The sequence below is a fragment of the Vibrio sp. B1Z05 genome (genome assembly GCF_052955985.1).
The window spans coordinates 137,180-158,613 of record NZ_CP130464.1 but is presented as its reverse complement, the minus strand read 5'-3'; the positions used below and the strand labels follow the sequence as shown (position 1 = coordinate 158,613).

The 21,434-nt window shown below is 45.4% G+C and carries 15 protein-coding genes and 1 pseudogene; 6 read left to right on the top strand and 10 right to left on the bottom strand.

The window, feature by feature from the left end; all coding sequences use genetic code 11:
- Positions 1–13 precede the first annotated feature (13 nt).
- Genes QV280_RS13650 through QV280_RS13630 form a run of 5 tightly spaced genes read right to left on the bottom strand, consistent with a single transcriptional unit; the run spans position 14 to position 5,611 of the window.
- Positions 14–979: a hypothetical protein gene (locus tag QV280_RS13650; RefSeq protein ID WP_152820428.1), complete on the bottom strand. Its 966-nt coding sequence runs from the start codon at positions 977–979 to the stop codon at positions 14–16.
- Entirely contained in the window at positions 973–3,546 is a 2,574-nt protein-coding gene (locus tag QV280_RS13645; RefSeq protein WP_253912545.1) for a LuxQ periplasmic sensor domain-containing protein, read from the bottom strand. Before QV280_RS13645 ends, QV280_RS13650 begins: the two co-directional genes overlap by 7 nt.
- A gap of 21 nt (positions 3,547–3,567) precedes the next feature.
- Positions 3,568–4,662 (bottom strand): substrate-binding domain-containing protein, encoded by a 1,095-nt coding sequence (locus QV280_RS13640; protein WP_152820424.1) that lies wholly within the window; start codon positions 4,660–4,662, stop codon positions 3,568–3,570.
- Positions 4,647–4,943: a GIY-YIG nuclease family protein gene (locus tag QV280_RS13635; protein ID WP_152820422.1), complete on the bottom strand. Its 297-nt coding sequence runs from the start codon at positions 4,941–4,943 to the stop codon at positions 4,647–4,649. The genes QV280_RS13640 and QV280_RS13635 overlap by 16 nt, the downstream gene beginning before the upstream one ends.
- Positions 4,944–4,957: 14 nt before the next feature.
- Positions 4,958–5,611, bottom strand: a complete 654-nt coding sequence (locus QV280_RS13630; protein ID WP_152820420.1) for a YceH family protein — start codon at positions 5,609–5,611, stop codon at positions 4,958–4,960.
- A 206-nt stretch (positions 5,612–5,817) separates the two neighbouring features.
- On the opposite strand from QV280_RS13630, the gene QV280_RS13625 reads away from it, so the two are divergent.
- Positions 5,818–6,132, top strand: a complete 315-nt coding sequence (locus QV280_RS13625) for a DUF496 family protein (protein ID WP_021713314.1) — start codon at positions 5,818–5,820, stop codon at positions 6,130–6,132.
- Positions 6,133–6,207: 75 nt separating this feature from the next.
- Entirely contained in the window at positions 6,208–6,798 is a 591-nt protein-coding gene (locus tag QV280_RS13620; protein WP_152820418.1) for a pentapeptide repeat-containing protein, read from the top strand.
- Here the strand turns inward: QV280_RS13620 and QV280_RS13615 are convergent.
- Together QV280_RS13615 and QV280_RS13610 are read right to left on the bottom strand one after the other, a co-directional pair.
- A pseudogene (locus QV280_RS13615) lies at positions 6,795–7,744 on the bottom strand (LysR family transcriptional regulator). The gene QV280_RS13620 and the pseudogene QV280_RS13615 overlap by 4 nt on opposite strands.
- Positions 7,745–7,819: 75 nt before the next feature.
- Positions 7,820–8,719, bottom strand: coding sequence for a LysR family transcriptional regulator (locus QV280_RS13610; protein ID WP_152820416.1), 900 nt, complete (start codon positions 8,717–8,719; stop codon positions 7,820–7,822).
- A 163-nt stretch (positions 8,720–8,882) separates the two neighbouring features.
- Here QV280_RS13610 and QV280_RS13605 point away from each other — a divergent pair, with 163 nt between their 5' ends.
- From QV280_RS13605 to QV280_RS13595, 3 genes are all read left to right on the top strand, one after another.
- Entirely contained in the window at positions 8,883–10,577 is a 1,695-nt protein-coding gene (locus QV280_RS13605) for an L-lactate permease (RefSeq protein ID WP_152820414.1), read from the top strand.
- 100 nt (positions 10,578–10,677) lie between these two features.
- On the top strand, positions 10,678–11,817 hold the full coding sequence (gene lldD / locus QV280_RS13600) for an FMN-dependent L-lactate dehydrogenase LldD (protein WP_152820884.1): 1,140 nt from the start codon (positions 10,678–10,680) through the stop codon (positions 11,815–11,817).
- A 51-nt stretch (positions 11,818–11,868) separates the two neighbouring features.
- Entirely contained in the window at positions 11,869–14,718 is a 2,850-nt protein-coding gene (locus QV280_RS13595) for an FAD-binding and (Fe-S)-binding domain-containing protein (protein ID WP_152820412.1), read from the top strand.
- A 93-nt stretch (positions 14,719–14,811) separates the two neighbouring features.
- On the opposite strand, the gene QV280_RS13590 is transcribed toward QV280_RS13595, so the two are convergent.
- From QV280_RS13590 to QV280_RS13580, 3 genes are all read right to left on the bottom strand, one after another.
- The gene (locus QV280_RS13590) at positions 14,812–17,964 is read right to left on the bottom strand and encodes an efflux RND transporter permease subunit (protein WP_152820410.1); all 3,153 of its coding nucleotides are present in this window, start codon (positions 17,962–17,964) and stop codon (positions 14,812–14,814) included.
- 4 nt (positions 17,965–17,968) lie between these two features.
- Positions 17,969–19,126, bottom strand: coding sequence for an efflux RND transporter periplasmic adaptor subunit (locus QV280_RS13585; RefSeq protein WP_152820409.1), 1,158 nt, complete (start codon positions 19,124–19,126; stop codon positions 17,969–17,971).
- 240 nt (positions 19,127–19,366) lie between these two features.
- Positions 19,367–20,254, bottom strand: a complete 888-nt coding sequence (locus QV280_RS13580) for a DUF6279 family lipoprotein (RefSeq protein ID WP_152820407.1) — start codon at positions 20,252–20,254, stop codon at positions 19,367–19,369.
- Positions 20,255–20,606: 352 nt separating this feature from the next.
- On the opposite strand from QV280_RS13580, the gene QV280_RS13575 reads away from it, so the two are divergent.
- Complete coding sequence (locus tag QV280_RS13575) at positions 20,607–21,434, top strand: helix-turn-helix domain-containing protein (protein ID WP_152820404.1); 828 nt, start codon at positions 20,607–20,609, stop codon at positions 21,432–21,434.

The window sequence follows — 21,434 nt, the reverse complement described above, 5'->3', positions numbered from 1 at the left end:
CAGGTCAAGCTAGCTATTCGCCTAGCCATAACGGCTGATTAGGATCCTCTTGCTCGCACCAGTTAATATCTTGCCTTGCTTCTAAATACAGTTGCACGCCATGATAAAGCTGAAAGGCAATTACGCCGCCTAGATGTTCATGCTCATCAAAAAACGCATCTTCGCATTGTTGCAACTGGGCAAGAGTGCGAATGTTGCGGCTCATCACCCATACAATCGCTTCAGGCTGAGCCGTTTCACCTTGAATGCTCACTTCGCGCACATCTTCTACACAAACCGCTTTTACTGCCAATAATGGTGATGTTTGGCTGTTATCACGGAAAATAGCGTCTTTATCAGACTGTTGCAGGGCAATTTCAGCTAGCACTTGCTCAGCTTGCCTCTTAGTAATTGAGGGATATAAACGGGCAATGCGCAATGCGTATGCAAGTTGATTTTGACCTAATAGCGCCACTAACTCATCAAATAAGTGCTTGTTAAGTGATTCTGATTTTTGATAAAAATCCACCGCGGTTTGAAAATTGATAAAACGCGCACCATCAAATTCAAATCCGTAGCTATCGTCAATAATATCCAGCGGCACGCCATTGAGCGCCAAAGGCCAGCCCGAAAAATCCACGCGCCCTTTGGCAATTTCGTACATCATCCAAGCGCTATCAGTGAAGCCTTTAAATGAAGTGCCTTCTAACTGAGTTTCAGCAAGCTCTTGTTTGGTCCAGTTCACGCCTATGCCTAAATGCTTGGCGTAACGCTTCATCAAGGTGTTGGTCACTTGCAACTGTAAATCCCAAACCGAATCGGTCACACAACTGCTAGCGATGGTTTTACACTCTTGGCAAGCCGGTAATTGCAATGGGGTATGCGCCAGCACAGCCGACGCTCTACTTGGGAAATTAACAGCCGCATTGCTCGGCTCACCGCAGAACCAACAAGTATGTCGATAATTAAAAGGGATATCGATAGCTTCATAATTTAGCATGTTGATGATTCCAGAACTTGTTGTAATACTTGCAAAAATTTATCTTCTATTATCGGTTTAACTAACACAGCATTGGCGCCCGCAGACATAAAGGCCTGCTCGGTAGATTGATAACCATCGGCGGTACACGCCACCACTGGTGTAGTAATATTCAATTCTTCGCGCAGCTTTTTGGTCACTTCAATGCCGTCCATTTTCGGCATTTGATTGTCCATGAGTATCAAATCATAACGTTGCGATTGTACCTTGGCGATCGCTTGCAAGCCATCGGTAACCCAATCAAACTCTAAGCCATGCTTTTTACCTAATGCTTGCACAACAAAAGCATTGGTTTTGTTATCTTCCACCAGCAAGATGCGTAAATTACGATTGATTAGGCTAGGTTGAGTAGCGCATGCTGGCAGCTCGGACGCTGTATCGAGCAGGGCTTTATTCGATAACATTTCGATAGGGAGCACCACAGAAAAACAGCTGCCATTGCCTAGCTGACTGTCTACTTTAATACTGCCATTTAAGTGGCTAACCAAGCTTTTTACGATACTCAGCCCCAAACCGCTACCGCCATATTCTCGGCTAATGTTGACATCGGCTTGAGTAAAGGATGAAAATACCGATTCTAGTTTATCTTGCGCAATACCAATCCCGGTATCGGTCACCATAAAGCACAACAGGGCTCTATTTCCCAATTGATTACGCAGTTCAACATCCACCACTACTGCACCTTTGGCGGTAAATTTAATGGCATTGGTCAATAAGTTTAAAAAGATTTGCGTCAGACGCATTTGGTCGCTTTTTACCATTATTTCGCCATCAAAGTGCTTATTGACTACAAAGTTTAACGATTTTTGCTGACAACTTGGCTTGGCAAAAGAGGTTACTGTCTCTAATACCTGGTTAAGAGAGAAGTTACTGTACTCAATGATCTCCCCGCCCTTATCTATGCGAGAAAAATCCAAAATATCATTGAGCAGATTAAGTAAGTGTTCACTACTTTGATAAAGCACCTGCGTTTGCTGTTTTTGTTCATCGGAATTGGCGTTGTCTTTAAGCAGTTGCGCCATGCCCAAAATGCCATTTAAAGGGGTGCGGATTTCATGACTCACCTTAGCCAAAAATTCGGCGCGCGCCACCGCTGTTTGCTCTGCTTCCTTACGCGCTCGTTCACTTTGACGCTCTGCTTCAATAAACTGAGTGATACTACGACCTTGAATAACTAAAGTTGGCGCAGCGCCATCTACCAAAATAGGGGCAATACTCCAGCGATAAACCTGATCGCCAACATAGCTATCCACTTCGGCAATTTTTTGCGTTTCAAGCACTAAATCTAGGTGTTTATCTAAGTGCCTTTTTAAGGTTTTCGCGCCGCGATCATTGGCAAACGCCTCAATGGCGGCTGGGTTTAGCTCTAAAAGTTTTTTCTCATTATTTAACAGCACGGTGGGTAATACCGAAAAGTCGAACAAGTTTTTAAACGAGGTTTCTTTTTGCTGTTCGCGCTGAATGCTGGTTAATAAGGTTTTACCTAAACGGTCAAATTCAGCAATGTTTGAGCCTTTAAAATCGACGCTCTTTTTCGCGCTATCAAAGCTATCGGCAAGATGCATCACCCCTTCAATTTCACGCTCTACTCGCCGCTGAACAGACTTGGTGATGATCACCGCTAAAATTGAAACCGTCAGCAATGCAAATAACAAAGACGCGGCAAAACTGTACTCAACTCGCTCTAATTTGCTGGTATCTTGCAAAAAAACCGCTTTAATTGGCGTTTTAACGCCACCTATCACCACATCCACTTGGTTGATGATTTCTGAGCCAAAATAGCTATGATCGGTTAGCTTTAACTCTTGTTGCTGCTGCAGTTTTTGACTCACTTCCGCAGAAGATGAAGCAATAATATCGCCCCCTTCCACTAGCATAATTTCACTAATATTGGCGTCTGCAATCACATCTTGTAGCAGGCTCAGGTTATTATCCATCACCAAACCCACGTAGTAATAGCCCACTAACTCGCCATTTTTAGAGTTAATCAATGACGAGCGGCGAATCATAATATGCTTATTGCCTAGCTCTTTTGACGGCGCTAAGAAGTACCATTTATTGTTGTAATCGACCTCACCTTCTAATGCCGATAACTGCTGATGAGTCAGGCCATAAAAAGTAGCGTGTCCATCATCCCAAACCAAATTGCCATATCGGAACATAAAGCGAAAATCTGACACGCCATGCGGATCCACCTCTTCCAGTTCAAACATATAGTTATCAATGGCTTGATAATCACCAGCATCAAACAAATCGATTAGCGTGCGGGAGCGAGAGGTAATGTCTTGGGTAACTTGAATGGTTTGTAAACGGTTTTCCATCAACTGCTTTGCAATGCGCGCAGTTTGGTTAAAGTTTCTCTCTAATTCCGCTTCAAAAGTCTTGGTGCTTAGGTGATAGTTATATAAGAAAAAGCCAATAATCACCGCAAACCAAGACATCCAAGCCGTGCGGATGATCTGTCCTGCGAGCGACTCTTTTCTATTTGATTGTTTTTGTGGCAAATCTTGTTTATGCATGGATTTCATAATGGCCCGTAAAATATAACGTTAACGATCTGAATAGCGGAACGCTTTGCTTTTTAGCGCTTCTATTGTTTGTTCGTCATCGTATTTGGTAAGCACTTCATAATCGCCAGAATACACTTGTGGCACAGGCTCATTTTGCAAATCTAGCTTTATCGCCTCAGCTATCGCTACCCCCGTATCGTCAGTCATACGCACTACCGTAAAATCAATGATGCCGTCTGCAACCGCCTCAATTTCGGAGCCGCCACCCCAACCGTTGACCATCACATCATGTCTATCGAGTTTAGTCAGCGCTTGAGTCACGCCAAATGCGACGTCCGTTGAGCAGGCGTAAATGAAATCTAAATCTGGCTCTTTTTGTATCATCGACAAGGTGGCTTCATAAGCCGATTTTCTATTAGCGTTGGTAAAATAAGCACTTTTTAACGCGTAATCCCCTTGGGTTTTCATATATTTAATAAAAGTATCCCCACGCGCTTCGCTAATATGACCGGGTGAAAAATACATCATTCCAAAATTGGCTTGCTCAGGAAACGCTTTCATATATTCATTGGCGAGTAACTTAGTGCCAAGCACATGATCAAAGCCTACGTACAGCAGAGGTTGATGATCTTTCCAGTGTTTTATCGGGGTGGTGATATTGATCAAAATGAGTTTGGTTTTGCCATTGCCGTTAGCCAATAAATTCTCCGCGAACTTTTTATGACGGCTGGTATCTAGAGTGAAAATGAGATAATCAGGAGCGTTTTTAAGCGCAGTTTGCAAGCTTTCGGCTTCACGGCGGTAATCCATATTTGGACGAGATGAATACTTGCGCAGTCGATAATCCACACCAAGCTCATTTAGCCTCAACTCCAACGCTTTAATATTACGCCACCAATAATCAGACAACTGAGTGCCCGGATAAACGATATCAATTTCAATCGGTTTATCTTGACGAACGTAAAGAGGGACTGGCGCTTGATAAATACGCTGATGCATTGCCTGAGTCAGCGCACTTTGGGTGGGGTGCTGGGCTAAATACTTATCGTATTGCCAGTAATCAAGCAGCAGATCATTGGCAAAACATGAACTGGTGTATAACAACAGCAACAGTGCTGTCAGGGTATATCGCATAGCATAGACTCCAACTGTAAGGTGCTGTTATCCAACACCAAACTTTCCTTTTGTTTCTTGCTTAACTGCTTGATCTTATATTCTAACTTGAGCGCCAGAGATTTACTCTCAACCTTAGTTGACCACTCGAGTGTGAGTGGCCCTTTACCCCGCAACGCTTTTGCGCCAGTTCCTTTGACGTGTTGAGCAAAGCGTCGCTGCAAGTTATTAGTGACGCCACAATATAATGCATTGTGGCGAGTACGAATAAGATAAACAGACCACAAGCTGTCCGATAGCATTCTCGTAGTATCCGTTATAACACAGATTCAATCAAAGCTCTTAACTCTGCCACTTCTTCTTTCAATTCATGAACTTGCTTTTCAAGAGCATTGATTTTTTCAGTTGTAGGTGTGCTGACGGGCGCGGCAGGAGCGGCACTTGCTATAGCTTGTACGTCCACTTCACCACAGAATAAATGCTGATAACGAGACTCACGTTTACCCGGCTCTCTTGCCAGTTTAACCACAATTGGCGAATCAAGCGTTGCTAGCTTATCCAGTGTCGCTTCCACCTCTTTTACGTCGGTAAATTGCGCGAGACGATTGGTGCGAGTGCGTATTTCACCCGGTGTTTGTGCGCCGCGCAGAAGCATTACACAAACAATGGCTTTATCTTGCGCAGTAAACTGCAGATCGCCAAACTCTGTGTTGCAGAATCGATGGCGATATTTGGCGGTGCGGCTGTTAAAAGTGCTCTCATCTCTAACAAGATGGCGTTCAATAAGTGCATTTATCCCGTCTAGCACCTCTGCATCTGTAAGCTCCATAACTGGATCACGATTACTTTTTTGATTGCAGGCAGTGGTCAAACTGTTGAGGCTCAAAGGATAATAATCTGGTGTAGTCACTTCTTTTTCGATTAGACAACCAATAATGCGAGCTTCAAGGGGAGATAATTGCAATAACATTCTCAAATTCCATCTTCATATTTTATTTACTAAGATTGTATGCAAGTATTGAAGAGGTTGCGATAGCTAATCTAGCAATTTATGTGCGTTTTGCGCTGAATGTAAAAAAAGCACGCAACAGTTAAAATAGCTGACTCTTCCCACTGTATGTTTGTCAAAGCTTGTGGTTTAATTTCCTCAGTTAATTTTCGTCTAAAGGATATAAAATGAACAACGTATACGAAATTGTAAATTTGGCTCGTCAAAAAAATAAACTTAAACGTGAAATTCTTGATCACGAAAAGAAAATTCGTGACAACCGCAAGCGTGCAGATCTTTTAGACAATCTAATGGATTACATTAAGCCTGACATGAGCCACGATGAAATCATCGGCATCGTGAAAAACATGAAAGCAGATTACGAAGACCGCGTTGATGATCACATCATCACTAGTGCTGAAATCTCGAAAACTCGTCGCGATCTAAGCCGTAAAATCCGTGAACTTACTGAAGTAGATAAGCAAGCAAACGGTAAAAAATAAGTGGTAAAAACTGAGTGCCAACGCCAATAGGCACCTCGGCACTCAGTCTATTCATCCCCGTTATGGACCTGCACCTTGAAAAGCAACCAACAATATTACGACACCTCTTTTAATAAACTTTCTGCCGCTTATGATGAATTTGATGACATCGAGTTTGAAGAGTGTGAGTTTGTTGACTGCGACTTCTCTGAAACTAAGTTTGCAAACTGTCGCTTCATCAATTGCTCGTTTGTGCGCTGTAATTTAAGCCTGCTAAAAATCCCCAACAGCCGTTGGTATCAAATCGCTTTTACTGAAAGTAAATTGGTGGGCATCGACTGGACCACAGCCTACTGGCCCAGCTTTCATGTCGATTGTGAATTGGAATTTAAGCAGTGTATTCTTAATGATTGCTCTTGGTTTGGCCTAACCCTGCAACAGCTCAAATTTGAAGAATGTAAACTGCATGACGCGGATTTAAGAGAAGGCGACTTTTCAGGCTCAAGCATGACCTATTGCGATTTTACTCACAGCCTCTTTATGCGCACCAACTTAGAGCGAGTAGACTTTACCGAATCGAGAAATTTGGCTATCGACCTTAATAATAACCGCTTATCCGGCGCTAAATTCTCCCGCTTTGAAGCACTAAATCTGCTTGAAAGCTTGAACATAGAATTGGTTGATTAAGCTTTATACATCTCGTTGTAATTCGGAATATGGCTCTCCCAAATTGCAGGGCTGCCGATATGTTGCTGTACAAAATCAATAAATTCACTGACCAATAAGGTTTTCTTGCGGTGCGGGTAAATCGCATAAATGCCGGTATCCATAGTCGACAATTGATAGTCGGTCAGTAGCGGCACCAGTTTTGACTGGAAATGGGTCTGTCTAAGTTAAACAAATCAATTAGCGCATAGCCTAAACCGTCTTTTACCGCGCCCATCATAGTGCGCACATCACTGATTTTATAATTACCCTGCATGCGTAGCGTCACCATATTCGAAGAGTGTGCACTTTCACTAATTCTCACTCTATCTAAAGTAACATTACCGTTGCTGTACACCACCGCTGGTAACTCTAATAGTTGTTGCGGAGTTTGCGGCATGCCGTGTTGCTGAATAAACTGCTCTGAGGCCACTAGCGCAAAGTTGGTTTTGGCTATCTGTTTGGCAATTAGGTTGGATTCTTTTAATTTACCCACGCGAAACGCGAGATCAAAGTGGTCTGCAATAATATCGACCCGTTTATCATCCAACGAGAGATTAACCTGCACATCTGGGTATTGCTTCATAAAGCGCGTCACCACGGGTTGCAGGTATTCCTGACCAAAAAATATCGGTGAGGTAATGCGCAGTGAGCCTTTTGGCTCAGAGTGATAAGAATCAGCGATGCTGTGAATATGAGTTAAGGTATCAAGCAATATATGGGTTTGCTCAAGTATCTCTTCGCCTGCTGACGTTAACGAGATAGAACGTGTTGAGCGATTGAGCAATTGCACTTCTAAGCTCGCTTCTAGTTTTTTGATCTGCTTTGATAGTGACGAGTTATCCATATCGTGCAAAGTTGCCGCCTTGGAAAACGATCCTTGTTGCACCACGTCTCGAAAAAGTGCTAATTGTACGGTCAGTGACATACTTTCTCCCACGTCCAATGTTTGGTGAGTCTTTTATTCGCTGGCGAATGTAATAAGGTTTAGGATAAATATCAATTAAAAGCAGTGTCCTATCTCTAAATAGCGCTGACGAATATGCTCAATCAGCAGTCTTACTTTGTTTGGTGGCTGACGGGTAAACGGATACACCGCATAAATCCCCAGTTTTTTGCCCACTTGATCGGGAAAAATATCAATTAAGTCGCCATTGATAAAATCTTGATACACCAAACATCTTGGCACATAAGCAATGCCATGTCCGCCGATGGCTGAGCGGCGCAATGCGGATGCATTGTTAGTGGAGAAACCGCCCGATACTTTAATGGTGTAATTGCCCCTATCGCCTTTAAACTCCCACTCACTTGCACCTGTGGTTTGATAGGCGTATTGCAGACAATTGTGATTGATCAGCTCATAGGGGTGGGTGAGCTTGCCATTTTTCGCAATATAAGTCGGCGATGCGCACACTACCCATTGCGAATCGATAATATGACGGGCAATTAAGCTCGAATCTTCCAAATATCCCGTTCTAATGACCAGATCATAGCCGTCACTAATCAAATCAACGAAGCGATTGTTTAACGACATATCGATAGATAAGCCTTTATTTTCATTACAAAATTCTGCGACGGCATCGGCTAAAACGAGCTCACCAGAGATGGTCGGCACCGACATTTTGATGTGTCCTGTGATGTTTTCACCAAATCCAGAAACCGCATCCTTTGCTTCCTCGGTGGCTTGTGTCACATTTTTCGCTTTTATTAACAATATCTTACCGGCTTCCGTAAGGCTCAGTTTACGGGTGGTTCGATACAATAATTGCGTGCCTGCGTTTTGCTCTAATCTGGCAATTCTTTTGCTAACTACCGAATTTGTAAGGTTATTTTTTTCTGCGACCTTGCTAAAACTGCCCAGTTCTATCACTTGAGAAAATAAAATCAAGTCATCTGCTTTCATATCATTCCGTCATTTTTGGAAATAATCATTTTCATTATTTCCCTATATCAACAAAAAATAAAGAGATAAATTCACTGCCGATTAACAAAAACATTACAAGATACTTTCGCTTTATGACGAGAAGGCTCTTTCATAAAGTGCAAACGTACGAGGAAGTATACCTATGAGTGAAACCCTACTGGCCTTAGTGGCCTTCTCCCCGATTGTCGTCGCGGCAATCTTACTGGTTGGCCTTAACTGGCCAGCAAAAAAAGCAATGCCTGTGGCGTTTGCCTTAACTGTCGTCATCGCACTGGTGTTTTGGGACATGTCGGCCAATCGCGTCATCGCCTCTGTATTCCAAGGTCTAGGCATTACCGTCTCGGTACTTTGGATTGTATTCGGTGCCATCTTCTTATTGAACACTCTCAAGCACACCGGAGCCATCACCGTTATTCGTAACGGCTTTACCGATATTTCCAGTGACCGCCGCATCCAAGCCATCATTATTGCATGGTGTTTCGGCTCGTTCATTGAAGGTGCATCAGGATTTGGTACGCCAGCGGCCATCGCCGCCCCTCTATTAGTCGCCATCGGCTTCCCTGCATTAGCCGCGGTATTAATGGGAATGATGATTCAATCCACGCCTGTGTCATTTGGCGCGGTAGGTACACCGATTATTGTCGGGGTAAACCGCGGTTTAGATACCCACAATATCGGTGAATCACTACTTGCCAATGGCTCAACATGGGACATTTACCTACAGCAAATCACTTCTAGTGTTGCGATTGTTCATGCCATTGTCGGTACGTTAATTCCGGTACTTATGGCGGTGATGCTGACTCGCTTCTTTGGTAAAAACCGTAGCTGGAAAGAAGGGTTAGACATTCTGCCATTTGCCCTATTTGCCGGTCTTTCTTTCACTATTCCTTACGCGCTAACCGGTGTATTCCTTGGCCCTGAATTCCCATCTCTGATTGGTGGCATGATTGGTCTTGCTATTGTAGTGACGGCGGCGAAAAAAGGCTTCCTAGTACCAAAAACCAAGTGGGATTTTGAAAGCGAAAACAAATGGCCTGCTGAGTGGTTAGGTTCACTAAAAATTGACCTAAAAGAGAAAACCACTGGCAAACCAATGAGTTTAACCAAAGCATGGGCACCGTATGTGATGCTAGCGGTTATTCTAGTGGCAAGCCGCGTTAGCCCTGCATTTAAAGGCATGCTGACTGACGTTAAAGTGTCGTTTGCCAACATTCTGGGCGAAGTGGGTATCAGCACAGCGTTCCAACCACTTTACTTGCCAGGTGGCATCTTAGTGTTTGTGGCGCTACTGGCGGTTATCTTACAAGGCGGCGGGCTGAAACCACTGCGCAATGCCTTTGGAGAATCCAGTAAAACCTTGATTGGTGCAGGCTTTGTACTGCTGTTTACTATCCCTATGGTACGTATTTTCATCAACTCAGGTATTAACGGCGCCGATCTTGCCAGTATGCCAGTGACAACCGCCAACTTTGCCTCTGACATTGTGGGTGCGGCCTTCCCTATGCTCAGTGCCACAGTCGGTGCTTTAGGTGCCTTTATTGCAGGTTCAAACACAGTATCAAACATGATGTTCAGTCAGTTCCAGTTTGAAGTGGCGCAGACCTTAAACATCTCAAGTGTGATTGTGGTGGCGTTGCAAGCAGTTGGCGCAGCAGCAGGTAACATGATTGCCATTCACAACGTGGTAGCGGCTTCGGCAACAGTGGGACTGCTAGGGCGTGAAGGTGCGGTGCTACGTAAGACCATCATTCCGACGTTCTACTACTTGGTCATGACCGGCATCATCGGATTAATTGTGGTGTATGGTTTGGGCTTCACCGATGTATTAATGAAGTAACACCCTGTAAGCAAGAGCGCCTTAAATGGCGCTCTTTAAATCCACTCTTCTGACAATCAATCTACCACTTTCTCACCACGAAGGTACGGGTATTCCAATTATGATCATCTCTTCATCAAACGATTATCGCGCTGTCGCAAAAAAGAAGCTTCCTCCTTTTTTGTTTCACTACATTGACGGCGGCTCTTACGACGAGCGCACTCTCAAAAATAACACCCAAGATCTTGGCGATGTCGCCCTAAGACAGCGCGTACTCAATAACATGTCCGATCTTAATCTGGAAACAGAGCTGTTCGGCGAAAAACTGGCGATGCCTATTGCCCTTGCTCCCGTTGGCTTAACCGGCATGTACGCTCGCAGAGGCGAAGTGCAAGCGGCAAAAGCGGCGGCCAACAAAGGCATTCCTTTTACCCTTTCTACGGTTTCGGTTTGCCCAATCGAAGAAGTGGCACCGGCAATTGATAGACCAATGTGGTTTCAGTTATACGTGCTAAAAGACCGCGGCTTTATGAAAAATGTCTTACAACGCGCTAAAGAAGCAGGCGTAAAAACGCTCGTTTTCACTGTAGATATGCCGGTTCCCGGTGCGCGCTATCGTGACATGCATTCAGGCATGAGCGGGCCTTACGCCAATATTCGTCGCATCGCACAATCTATGTGCCACCCAAGTTGGGCGCTCGATGTCGGTGTATTGGGCAAACCGCACGATCTGGGCAACATCTCTACCTATCGCGGCGAACCGACTAAACTTGAAGACTATATCGGCTGGCTAGGCGCTAACTTTGACCCTTCCATTTCATGGAAAGATCTGGAGTGGATCAGAGACAGTTGGGATGGCTCGATGATCATAAAAGGCATCCTTGATGAAGAAGATGCGAAAGACGCTGTGCGATTTGGCGCGGACGGCATTGTGGTCTCCAACCACGGCGGTCGACAATTAGACGGCGTGCTATCAACGGCGAAAGCACTACCTTCAATTGCCGATGCAGTGAAGGGCGATCTTAAAATTTTGGTCGATTCTGGCATTCGCACCGGACTGGATGTGGTTCGCATGTTGGCGCTTGGCGCGGATTGTACTTTGCTAGGCCGTTCATTTGTTTATGCACTGGCAGCTGAAGGCGGCGCTGGAGTGGAAAACTTATTAGACCTTTATGACAAAGAGATGCGTGTTGCTATGACCTTAACCGGAGCAAAATCCATCAGCGATCTGTCGCGCGATTCTCTGATTAGTCCGCTGTAGACGAACACCTTAACAGCGCACCGTCATCATTTTTTTTATTAGGAAGCATTCATGGCCAAGACTCTTTCATCAGCCACCTATCAACAACTTGAAACGCGACTGGCGTCGAAGATCGATGCTGAGCGTATTGTCACCCAAGAGGCAAAGCGACTCGCCTACGGCACCGATGCCAGCTTTTACCGACTGGTTCCCAAAATTGTTCTGCGATTAAAAAACCTCGAAGAAGTGACCTTTGCCATCAATAGCTGTCGCAAATTTAATGTGCACTGCACTTTTCGCGCCGCTGGTACCAGCTTATCTGGGCAAGCGCTGTCCGATTCGGTATTAATTACTTTAACCGACGATTGGCGCGACCATGAAATTGTCGATGGTGGCAATAAGATCATTCTGCAACCGGGCGTCATTGGTGCGGATGCCAATAAATATCTGGCCCCCTATCAGCGTAAAATCGGCCCAGATCCGGCCTCTATCAACACTTGTAAAATTGGTGGTATTGCGGCCAATAACGCCAGTGGCATGTGCTGTGGTACAGCGCAAAACTCCTATAAAACCGTTGATAGCATGAAGCTCATTTTCAGCGATGGTGCGCACCTTGATACAGGTTCACAGCAAAGCATTGATGCCTTTATTGCCGCTAAACCTGAGCTGATTCAAGGAGTAAAAGACTTGTGCGCAAGCGTGGCACAAAACCCCGAGCTATCACAAAAAATCAAACATAAGTACCGTTTGAAAAACACCACAGGTTACGCACTGAATGCTTTGGTGGACTATCACGACCCGATAGATGTCATTCAACACTTGATGGTGGGCTCTGAAGGCACATTGGGGTTTATTGCGGAAATCACGTACAACACTGTCATTGAGCATGCCAATAAAGCTTCTGCGCTATTGGTGTTCTCCACCATTGAAGAAGCCAGCCTTGCGGTCACCGCTTTGTCTAAACTGCCTGTTGCGGCGGTTGAATTAATGGACGGGCGCGCAATGCGCTCGGTGGCAGACAAAGCCGGAATGCCTGAGTTCATTAAAGAGCTGGATTTAGATGCTACGGCAATTTTGATTGAATCACACGCCTGCAGTCAAAGCACGCTTGATGAACAATGCACTGTGGTGATGAATGCACTCGCCGACTACACCATTACCCATTCCATTCCGTTTACCAGCGACGCTAAAACCGTTGCCACGCTATGGGGCATTCGTAAAGGCATGTTTCCAGCCGTTGGCGCAGTGCGTGAAGTGGGCACGACAGTAATCATTGAAGATGTGGCTTTCCCAGTAGAAAATCTCGCTAACGGCATTCGCGATCTGCAAGCCTTATTTGATAAATACCACTACAGCGAAGCGATTATTTTTGGGCACGCACTAGAGGGCAACTTGCACTTTGTGTTTACCCAAGGCTTTGATCAGCAAACGGAAATTGACCGCTACGGCAAGTTTATGGACGAAGTAGCAGATTTAGTGGCGGTAAAATACCAAGGCTCACTCAAAGCAGAGCACGGCACTGGGCGCAATATGGCGCCGTATGTTGAGCTAGAATGGGGCAAAGAAGGCTATGCCTTAATGCAACAAATTAAAGCGCTGTTTGATCCAAACGGTTTATTTAACCCCGGCGTTATCATCAATGATAACCCGCACTCGCACATTGAAAATCTAAAACCAATGCCTGCGGCAGATTCCATTGTTGACCGTTGCATCGAATGTGGCTTCTGTGAGCCTGTGTGCCCTTCTCGCACGCTTACCTTGTCACCGCGACAACGTATAGTGCTTTATAGAGAATTACAACGTAGACGCGCTGCAGGCGAGCAAACGCAAGCCTCTGAACTGGAAGAGATTTTCAACTATCAAGGCATTGATACCTGCGCCGCTACTGGCTTGTGCGCCGACCGTTGCCCAGTTGGGATCAACACCGGCGATCTAGTGAAACAGTTGCGCACGGAGAAATATCAAAAGTTCACGCCTATTGCGAAATGGACAGCCAATCACTTTGCCACCACCACTACGCTGACTAAAGCGGGCTTATCGGCCAATCAAGTCGCCACTAAAGTAATAGGCAATAATGGCGTGGGTAAATTGACCAATGGTTTGCGTAAAATCAGCAAAAATCGTACGCCGATTTGGCTAAAAGAGTATCCACAAGCAAACCGTTTTGATGTTGAGAAACACGCATCAATCAATGCCGCTTCGCACGCCGATGCGCAGAAGAAAGTGGTTTATATGCCCTCGTGCGCCAGTCGCAGTATGGGACAGCAAAATGACGCGCCTGATCAAAGACCTCTTACCGAAGTCACTTTATCTCTACTAGAAAAAGCCGGTTTTGAAGTGATTATGCCATCGCAACTTAACGAGCAATGTTGCGGAATGCCCTACGATAGCAAAGGCATGAATGAGCTAGCGCAATCGAAAGCCCAGCAGTTAGAAGCCGTGCTTTGGCAAGCCAGTGAGCAAGGTAAATACCCAGTGCTGATGGACACTAGCCCGTGTGCGAAACGCAGTATTGAGCAATTTACTAAACCTTTAGAAGTTTTAGAGCCAACAGGGTTTGCCGAAGCTTATTTACTAGAACATTTAACTCTTTCCCCTCTTGATGAACCGGTCATGTTACACATCACGTGCAGTTCAAGACGTATGGGCCTTGAGCAAACCATGCAAAACATTGCCAAAGCGTGTACCTCAAAAGTGATTGTTCCAGAGCACATACAGTGTTGCGGCTGGGCAGGCGACAAAGGTTTCACCACCCCAGAGCTTAATGAAGCGGCGGTGCATCCGCTCAAAGAACAAGTGCCAGCAGGGTGCTCTCGCGGCTTTAGTAACAGTAAAACCTGTGAGATTGGGCTGTCGCACCACAGCGGTATTCCGTATCAATCTATCTTGTATTTGTTGGATGAGGTGGCTGTTGCTAAATAGTTAGCTTTTATCAGCTCCTTTAATAGAAAAGGGTCATGCACATTTGTGCATGACCCTTTTGTTTTCTCTAAATTAGCAATAACCTAACCGGTGCTATTCATCATCAAGATCCACCAACTTAGTACTACCGCCGTGCGCTTTTTCACGTAGTCTTTGAATCATGGCATAAAAGCCCGGAATCAATAACGTACCCGCCAAGAGCACACATAGCAGACCACCAATCAGTGAAATACCCAATGAGTTTTGGCTAATATGACCCGCGCCCGAGGCAAACACTAACGGGAAAATACCTAAGATAAATGACCACGAGGTCATGTTCACTGCTCTAAAGCGTAATTTACCGCCCATTACCGCCGCTTTATCCAGTTCTAGCTCATTTTCTTCGCGTTCATTTTTAGCAAACTCTACAATCAATATCGCATTTTTTGCCGCCAATGCTATTAGCAGAACCAAGCCTATCTGCGCATACAAATTTAACGGAATACCGGCTAAGTTCAGCGCCAAGAAAGAACCTAACGTGGCAATTGGCACCACTAAGATAATGGCAATCGGAATAGTCCAACTCTCGTATTGCGCCACCATAAACAGGTAGATAAAGATAAGCGCTAGGGCAAAGGCAAAGATTGCCTGATTACCAGCCATCTTTTCTTGATACGCCATACCTGTCCACTCGTACTGATAACCTTGCGGCAGTATTTCGTCGGCGACTCGCTCCATCGCCTCAATCGCATCGCCACTGGAGAATCCCGGTGCAGGTTGCCCTTGAATGACTGCTGAGCGATACATGTTGTAACGCCACGCCACATCAGGTTCAAACACTTGCTCGTAGGTAATCAAGGTGCTTAACGGCACCATGACTCCCTCATTACTGCGCACAAAGAAGCGTTCCAGATCGTCCATCGACGAGCGGTATTCGCTATCCGCTTGCATGGTCACCCTAAAGTTCTTACCCAGCATAGTGAAATCATTCACGTACATTGAGCCTAAGTTGCCTTGTAGGGTTTGGAAGATATCCGTGAGCGAAATGCCTAATTGTTTGGCTTTAGTTCTGTCGATATCCACATAATAGTGCGGCACATTGGCACGGAAAGTACTAAAGGTGTAGGCAATCTCTGGCTGTTTATTGGCTTCTTGAATCACATCGTTCATCAATTGCGCCAAGTCGGTGCGACTGCGGCCTAAGGTATCTTCTAATACAAACTCAAAACCCGATGCAGAGCCCATGCCCGGCACCGCTGGCGGCCCCATGGCAAATACCATAGCATCTGGAATTTGCGCCGCAGAAGCTGCATTGATTCTGTTTGAAATAGCAAACGATGAATGATCGCCCTCAAGCTTAGCGCGTTCATCCCAAGTTTTTAATTTCACGAACAGCGAAGCACCGTTTGATGCCGCCGCGCCTGTCATAAAGGCATAGCCAGTAGCTACAGTAACGCCTTCGACTCCAGGTTCATTTTCAAATAGCCCGACCAGATCTTCCACCACAGCTTCGGTGCGAGACAGCGATGCTGAGTCAGGAAGCTGCACATTGGTCAGCAAAATGCCTTTGTCTTCTTGCGGCACAAATGCAGTGGATGTGGTTTTGCCAAAGTAAGTCACCAACGCCACTGCCACAAGGAAAAACGCCACTAACAACAGGCCTTTTTTAACCAAGAAACCCGCCAAGCGCCCATAACCTGAAGTCACCTTATCCAAACCTCGGTTAAAGGCTTTAAACCAACCAGCGGTATTGCCTCCGCCTTGTTTTAGCACCAGTGAACACAGTGCAGGAGACAAAGTCAGTGCGTTAATGGATGAAATCACTACAGAAATACAGATGGTTAAGGCAAATTGGCGATACATAATGCCCGTAATGCCCGGCAACATCGCCACTGGCAAAAATACCGCCAGCAATACCAATGTTGAAGTAACAATTGGACCTGTCACCTCTTTCATCGCGATTAAGGTGGCTTTTCTTGGTGTCAGCGATGGGTTTTTCGCCATAGTGGTATCGACATTTTCGATAACCAAAATCGCATCATCCACCACAATACCTATGGCGAGGATCAAGCCAAATAACGTAACCGTATTGATGGTAAAGCCCGTGATTTGCATCACCGCAAAGGTACCAATTAACGATACGGGAATTGCCACCACAGGAATTAACGTGGCGCGCGCACTGCCTAAAAATAGGTAGGTCACGGCAATCACCAATAAGATGGCTTCAATCAGCGTTTTGACTACCCCTTTTATCGATTCCTCTACAAACAAAGTGGTGTCGTAACTGCTCTCATAGGCCAGCCCATCAGGGAAGTTAACGCTTAACTTCTCTAAGGTGCTCATCACCAACTCGCCACTCTCTAGAGCGTTCGCATCGGATTGCAAATTTAAGATAACAATCGAGGCATCTTCACCGCGAAACTGACCCGTACCGTCGTAGAATTTTTTACCTAACTCTACCCGAGCCACGTCCTTTAGATACACCGCCGAACCATTGTGATTGGCGCGTAGCATGACGTTTTCAAATTCTTCAACGCTGTCTAAACGCCCTTTAGTCACTAGGTTAAAGGTCACGTCAGTCGCCGCATCATACGGCGGAGCGCCCACTTTACCTGCCGCCACCTGAATGTTTTGCTCACTTAACGCGGCATACACATCCGAGGTGGTCAGCCCTAAACTGGCAAGCTTTTCCGGATCAAGCCATACGCGCATGGCAAATTCACCGCCGCCGACGACGTTGACTTCACTAATGCCGCGCACGCGAGTGAGCTGATCTTTAATATTTAAGTTAACGTAGTTGACCAAGAACTGATCGTCATAGCGCCCGTCAGGCGAATAGAAATTCAATACCATCAGCATATCAGGCGAACGTTTTTTCACCGTCACCCCGACCGAGCGCACCTCTGGCGGCAGCTTAGATTCTATTTGCGTAACGCGGTTTTGTACGTTGACCTGAGCCATATCAGGATCAGTACCGACCTCAAAGGTCACGTTCAAATTATACGAGCCATCATTCGCGCTTTTTGACGACATGTAAATCATGCCTTCAACGCCATTAACCGAAGTTTCTATCGGATCGGCAATCGCCTGCTCGACGGTTTCGGCGCTAGCACCTGTGTAGTAAGCGGTCACACTCACCGATGGCGGGCTGATTCGTGGGTATTCTGAAACGGGCAATACCGCCAAAGATATGACGCCTGCCAAGGTCAAAATAATAGAAATCACCAGCGCAAATTTGGGGCGCTGGATAAAGAATCGACTTAGCATATGATTACTCCGCCGCTTCTGGTTTAGAGTCAGCTTTGGCTGGCGCTACCTGCACAGGTAAGCCATTGCGCACACGCTGTAATCCGCCGACGATGATTTTATCGCCCTCACCTAATCCAGTGTGTACAATCACTCCATTTTCAGTCTGTACGCCTAGCTCAACGTTACGTCGCTCCGCTACGTTGCCCTCACTCATTAGCATCACAAAATCGCCCGCGACATCGGTTTGCACGGCGCGACGAGGGATTGCCACCGCATCTTGGGTATTGGTTGAAGCGATCACGACATTGATGTGCTGACCCGGCAATAAAGTATGCTGTGCATTCGGCACTAACGCGCGCACGGCTAATGTGCCTGTGGTTAAATCAATGCGGTTGCCCACAAAGTCTAAAGTGCCTTTTTGCGGATGTTGCTGACCATTTTCCAGCTCTAACGTCACTTCAACACCACCGCTATTGGATTCAGTACTATTGGATTCGCCATCGCCTTGGTATTTATCAAAGCCAAACGCTAAGCGCTCTCTTTCACTAAGCTGAAATGACGCGTGCACAGGATCAAGGCTGACTAATGTGGTCAATGTGCCAGATGACGGGGAAAGTAGATCGCCTGTGCTGACTTTAGTATCTGAAATACGGCCGGTAAACGGCGCGGTAATTTGGGTATATGAGAGGTTCACTTGCGCTAGCAATAACTGTGCGTTGGCTGCTTGCAATTGTGCATCAGCACCCAATTTCTCGGCTTGTTTGGTATCAAATTCAGACTGAGAAATACTGCCTCTAGGGAGCAGGTTTTTTGCACGCAGATAATCGTTTTCGGCACGTTTTAAGTGCGCACTTGCTTGGGCAACAGAGGCTTTGGCGCTGGCAACTTGAGCTTCAAAAGAAGAAGGCTCTATCGTATACAGCAATTGGCCTTTTTCGACAATTTGACCTTCTTTAAAATGACGTTGTTTGAGATAACCCGTCACTTGCGCAGTGATATCAACATCTTCCACCGCCTCAATACGACCCACATAAGCTTTGCTAGGCTGATACGCGACAATGGCAACAGGTTCGACGATAACAGTAGGAGCGACTGCGGTTTGTTGTGGCTTTTGCGACTCCCCACAACCTGCAAGCATCAAAGCACTCACCAGACTCACTACTTGTAACGACTTCTTCATTAATACACCTTTTAAAAATCAAAAATCTCTTACACAAAGGCGTCATTTTCGCCCCAGCAAAAGATGGATAATCGATAAGTGTATTCGTGAAAATCAGTAGTATTAATAAAACAAATGTAACCAAAATTTACAAAACCAGTTTCATAACAGGTATTAGCCAAAGTATGACAATCACAAAAGCTAATTCATTCTAAAAACACCTAATTATGTTGCATATTGACCTTGCTATGACATCTCTCATCACTCAATTTGCAGCTCTTTGACTAACTTTAGCCAATCTTGGATTTCTTCACGGAAATGTCGCTTTTGTGCATCGGAAACACTGGCAAGTATGCTGACAATGCTTTGATTGGCGAGCTGGCGATTACGCTCTAGTTTGAGGGTAAGCAGCTCTGGATACACCTGCTCTGGTTCATTGACTAAAAAGGTCAGCTCTTTTTGATAAAAGAACGGATCATCACGACGCGCAAACATAGTGTGAATGCGATCGCGCATGGTAATTCGATACAAGGCCCACTCATTATGTGAACGCTCTATGTTATTAGCCCAGCTTTCGACAATCACTTGCTGTTCATCGGATACCGAGCCTAGCCAGCGATGTAAATTTTTCTCAATTCGTTCTTGGTAGTAACGTTTGGCTTGTTGGTCGCTTTTGCTGGCGAATTTTTTTGTGAACATCTCATGCTTTAAGGTCAAATTCTCGATAAATTCGTCAATTTGCCCTTTGCTAAGGGAGCGAGACAACAAATACACATCCGGCGTGGCCTTGTTAGATAAGCGACGAATATGCGAGCGAAACACCTCTTGCTGTTGCTGTAAAAACGCCATATCCACCGCTGAAAGATCGGCATCATATAAGGTTTGTAATTGCGCTTGGTAGTGAGGCAGCTCTTCGTTTTTGTGCCACAGCGCCAATTGTTGTAAACGCTGATCGAGTATCTCTTCCTGTCCCCCCGTTAAGGTGACGTAATCTTCCACATACTCAAGCACCACCCAATCTAAATTACGATAAACCATCTTGGCTGTGCACGCTGTTAACGTCAGTAACAACGCCGCCAACAATACGCCTTTAACTTGCCCTCGTTTAGGCGCTAAAAAACCGACTAACTGCAATCTTGTCCTGTGCATATGGCTTGCCGTCCTTAACTTATCGCAATCCGAGTCATTCAATAATAGAGATGATTATTTCCTACCTATGCTGAGTATTGTAGAACCTTGTGAAATTGGCGAGTCGAATGAGCAAAAATTATCATGCTGCTTGTTTATCACATCTTATTGATAACACGACCAATATTGCTAAAAACAAATGGCTCGGGCATAGCGCGAATGATAATCTGTTTTAGGTAGCGTATTAGTAGTAATTAACTAATGAGTTAGCGCAACCTACTGAGGTTAAACCGAGTTTTGCCAGTCGTTCATGATTGAACAGCGCTAATCACTGGTTTACAAAATGTACAATTAACCCTAGGTCGATGTCGTTATGGTGCCAAGTAAAATTATTCCTGAAGGTCGCGCGGCAAAAGTGCTTAATATCCAAGGCCATGAACCCAATGGCATTTGGTTACCACACCGCCACGATTACTATGAAGTGATGTGGTCGCTAGAAAGTTGCGGGCATCATGCCATCGACTTTATCCAATACCCATTAGCGAAAAATCGCGTCTTTCTTATCTCCCCCGATCAGGTACACGATGCAAGACAGTTAAAGGGAGGATTGCGTGTTATCGCATTCAAAAGTGAGCTGTTTGAACACACGACTCGCCAACAAGCGACCATGTTTACTTTAGGTTTTGATAAAGCTTTTGCAGTGCCTTATTTAGATTTAGATGAGCAAGGTGCACTACAACTCAACAAATTGTGGCAACTGCTTGAAGAAGCGGATCAGGAACAAAATAGCGCGTTATTAGAATCGTTACTGTCTAGTTACTTGCGATACTTATGCCGTTATAAGCAAGATACGAGCTTATCGTCCGAACCCCGCACCCTTGATCCACGGGTGTTAAAAATAGAATCGCTTATCGAACAACATTATCGGAGCTATAAACGTTGTGATTTTTACGCCGCAACCATCAACCTCACCGCCAAGCGCACCAATGAGTTGATGAGAAATAGCCGAGGCAGAACTGTCACCACCAGCATCATTAATCGAGTTTGTTTGGAAGCAAAGCGAGAGCTGACTTTTACCACTAAATCTGTGCAAACCATTGCTCAACAACTGGGTTATGAAGACAGTTCCTATTTTAGTCGTTTATTTAAAAACCAAGAGGGTTGCTCGCCAAGCGACTATCGCTTAAAAATGTTCAAATAG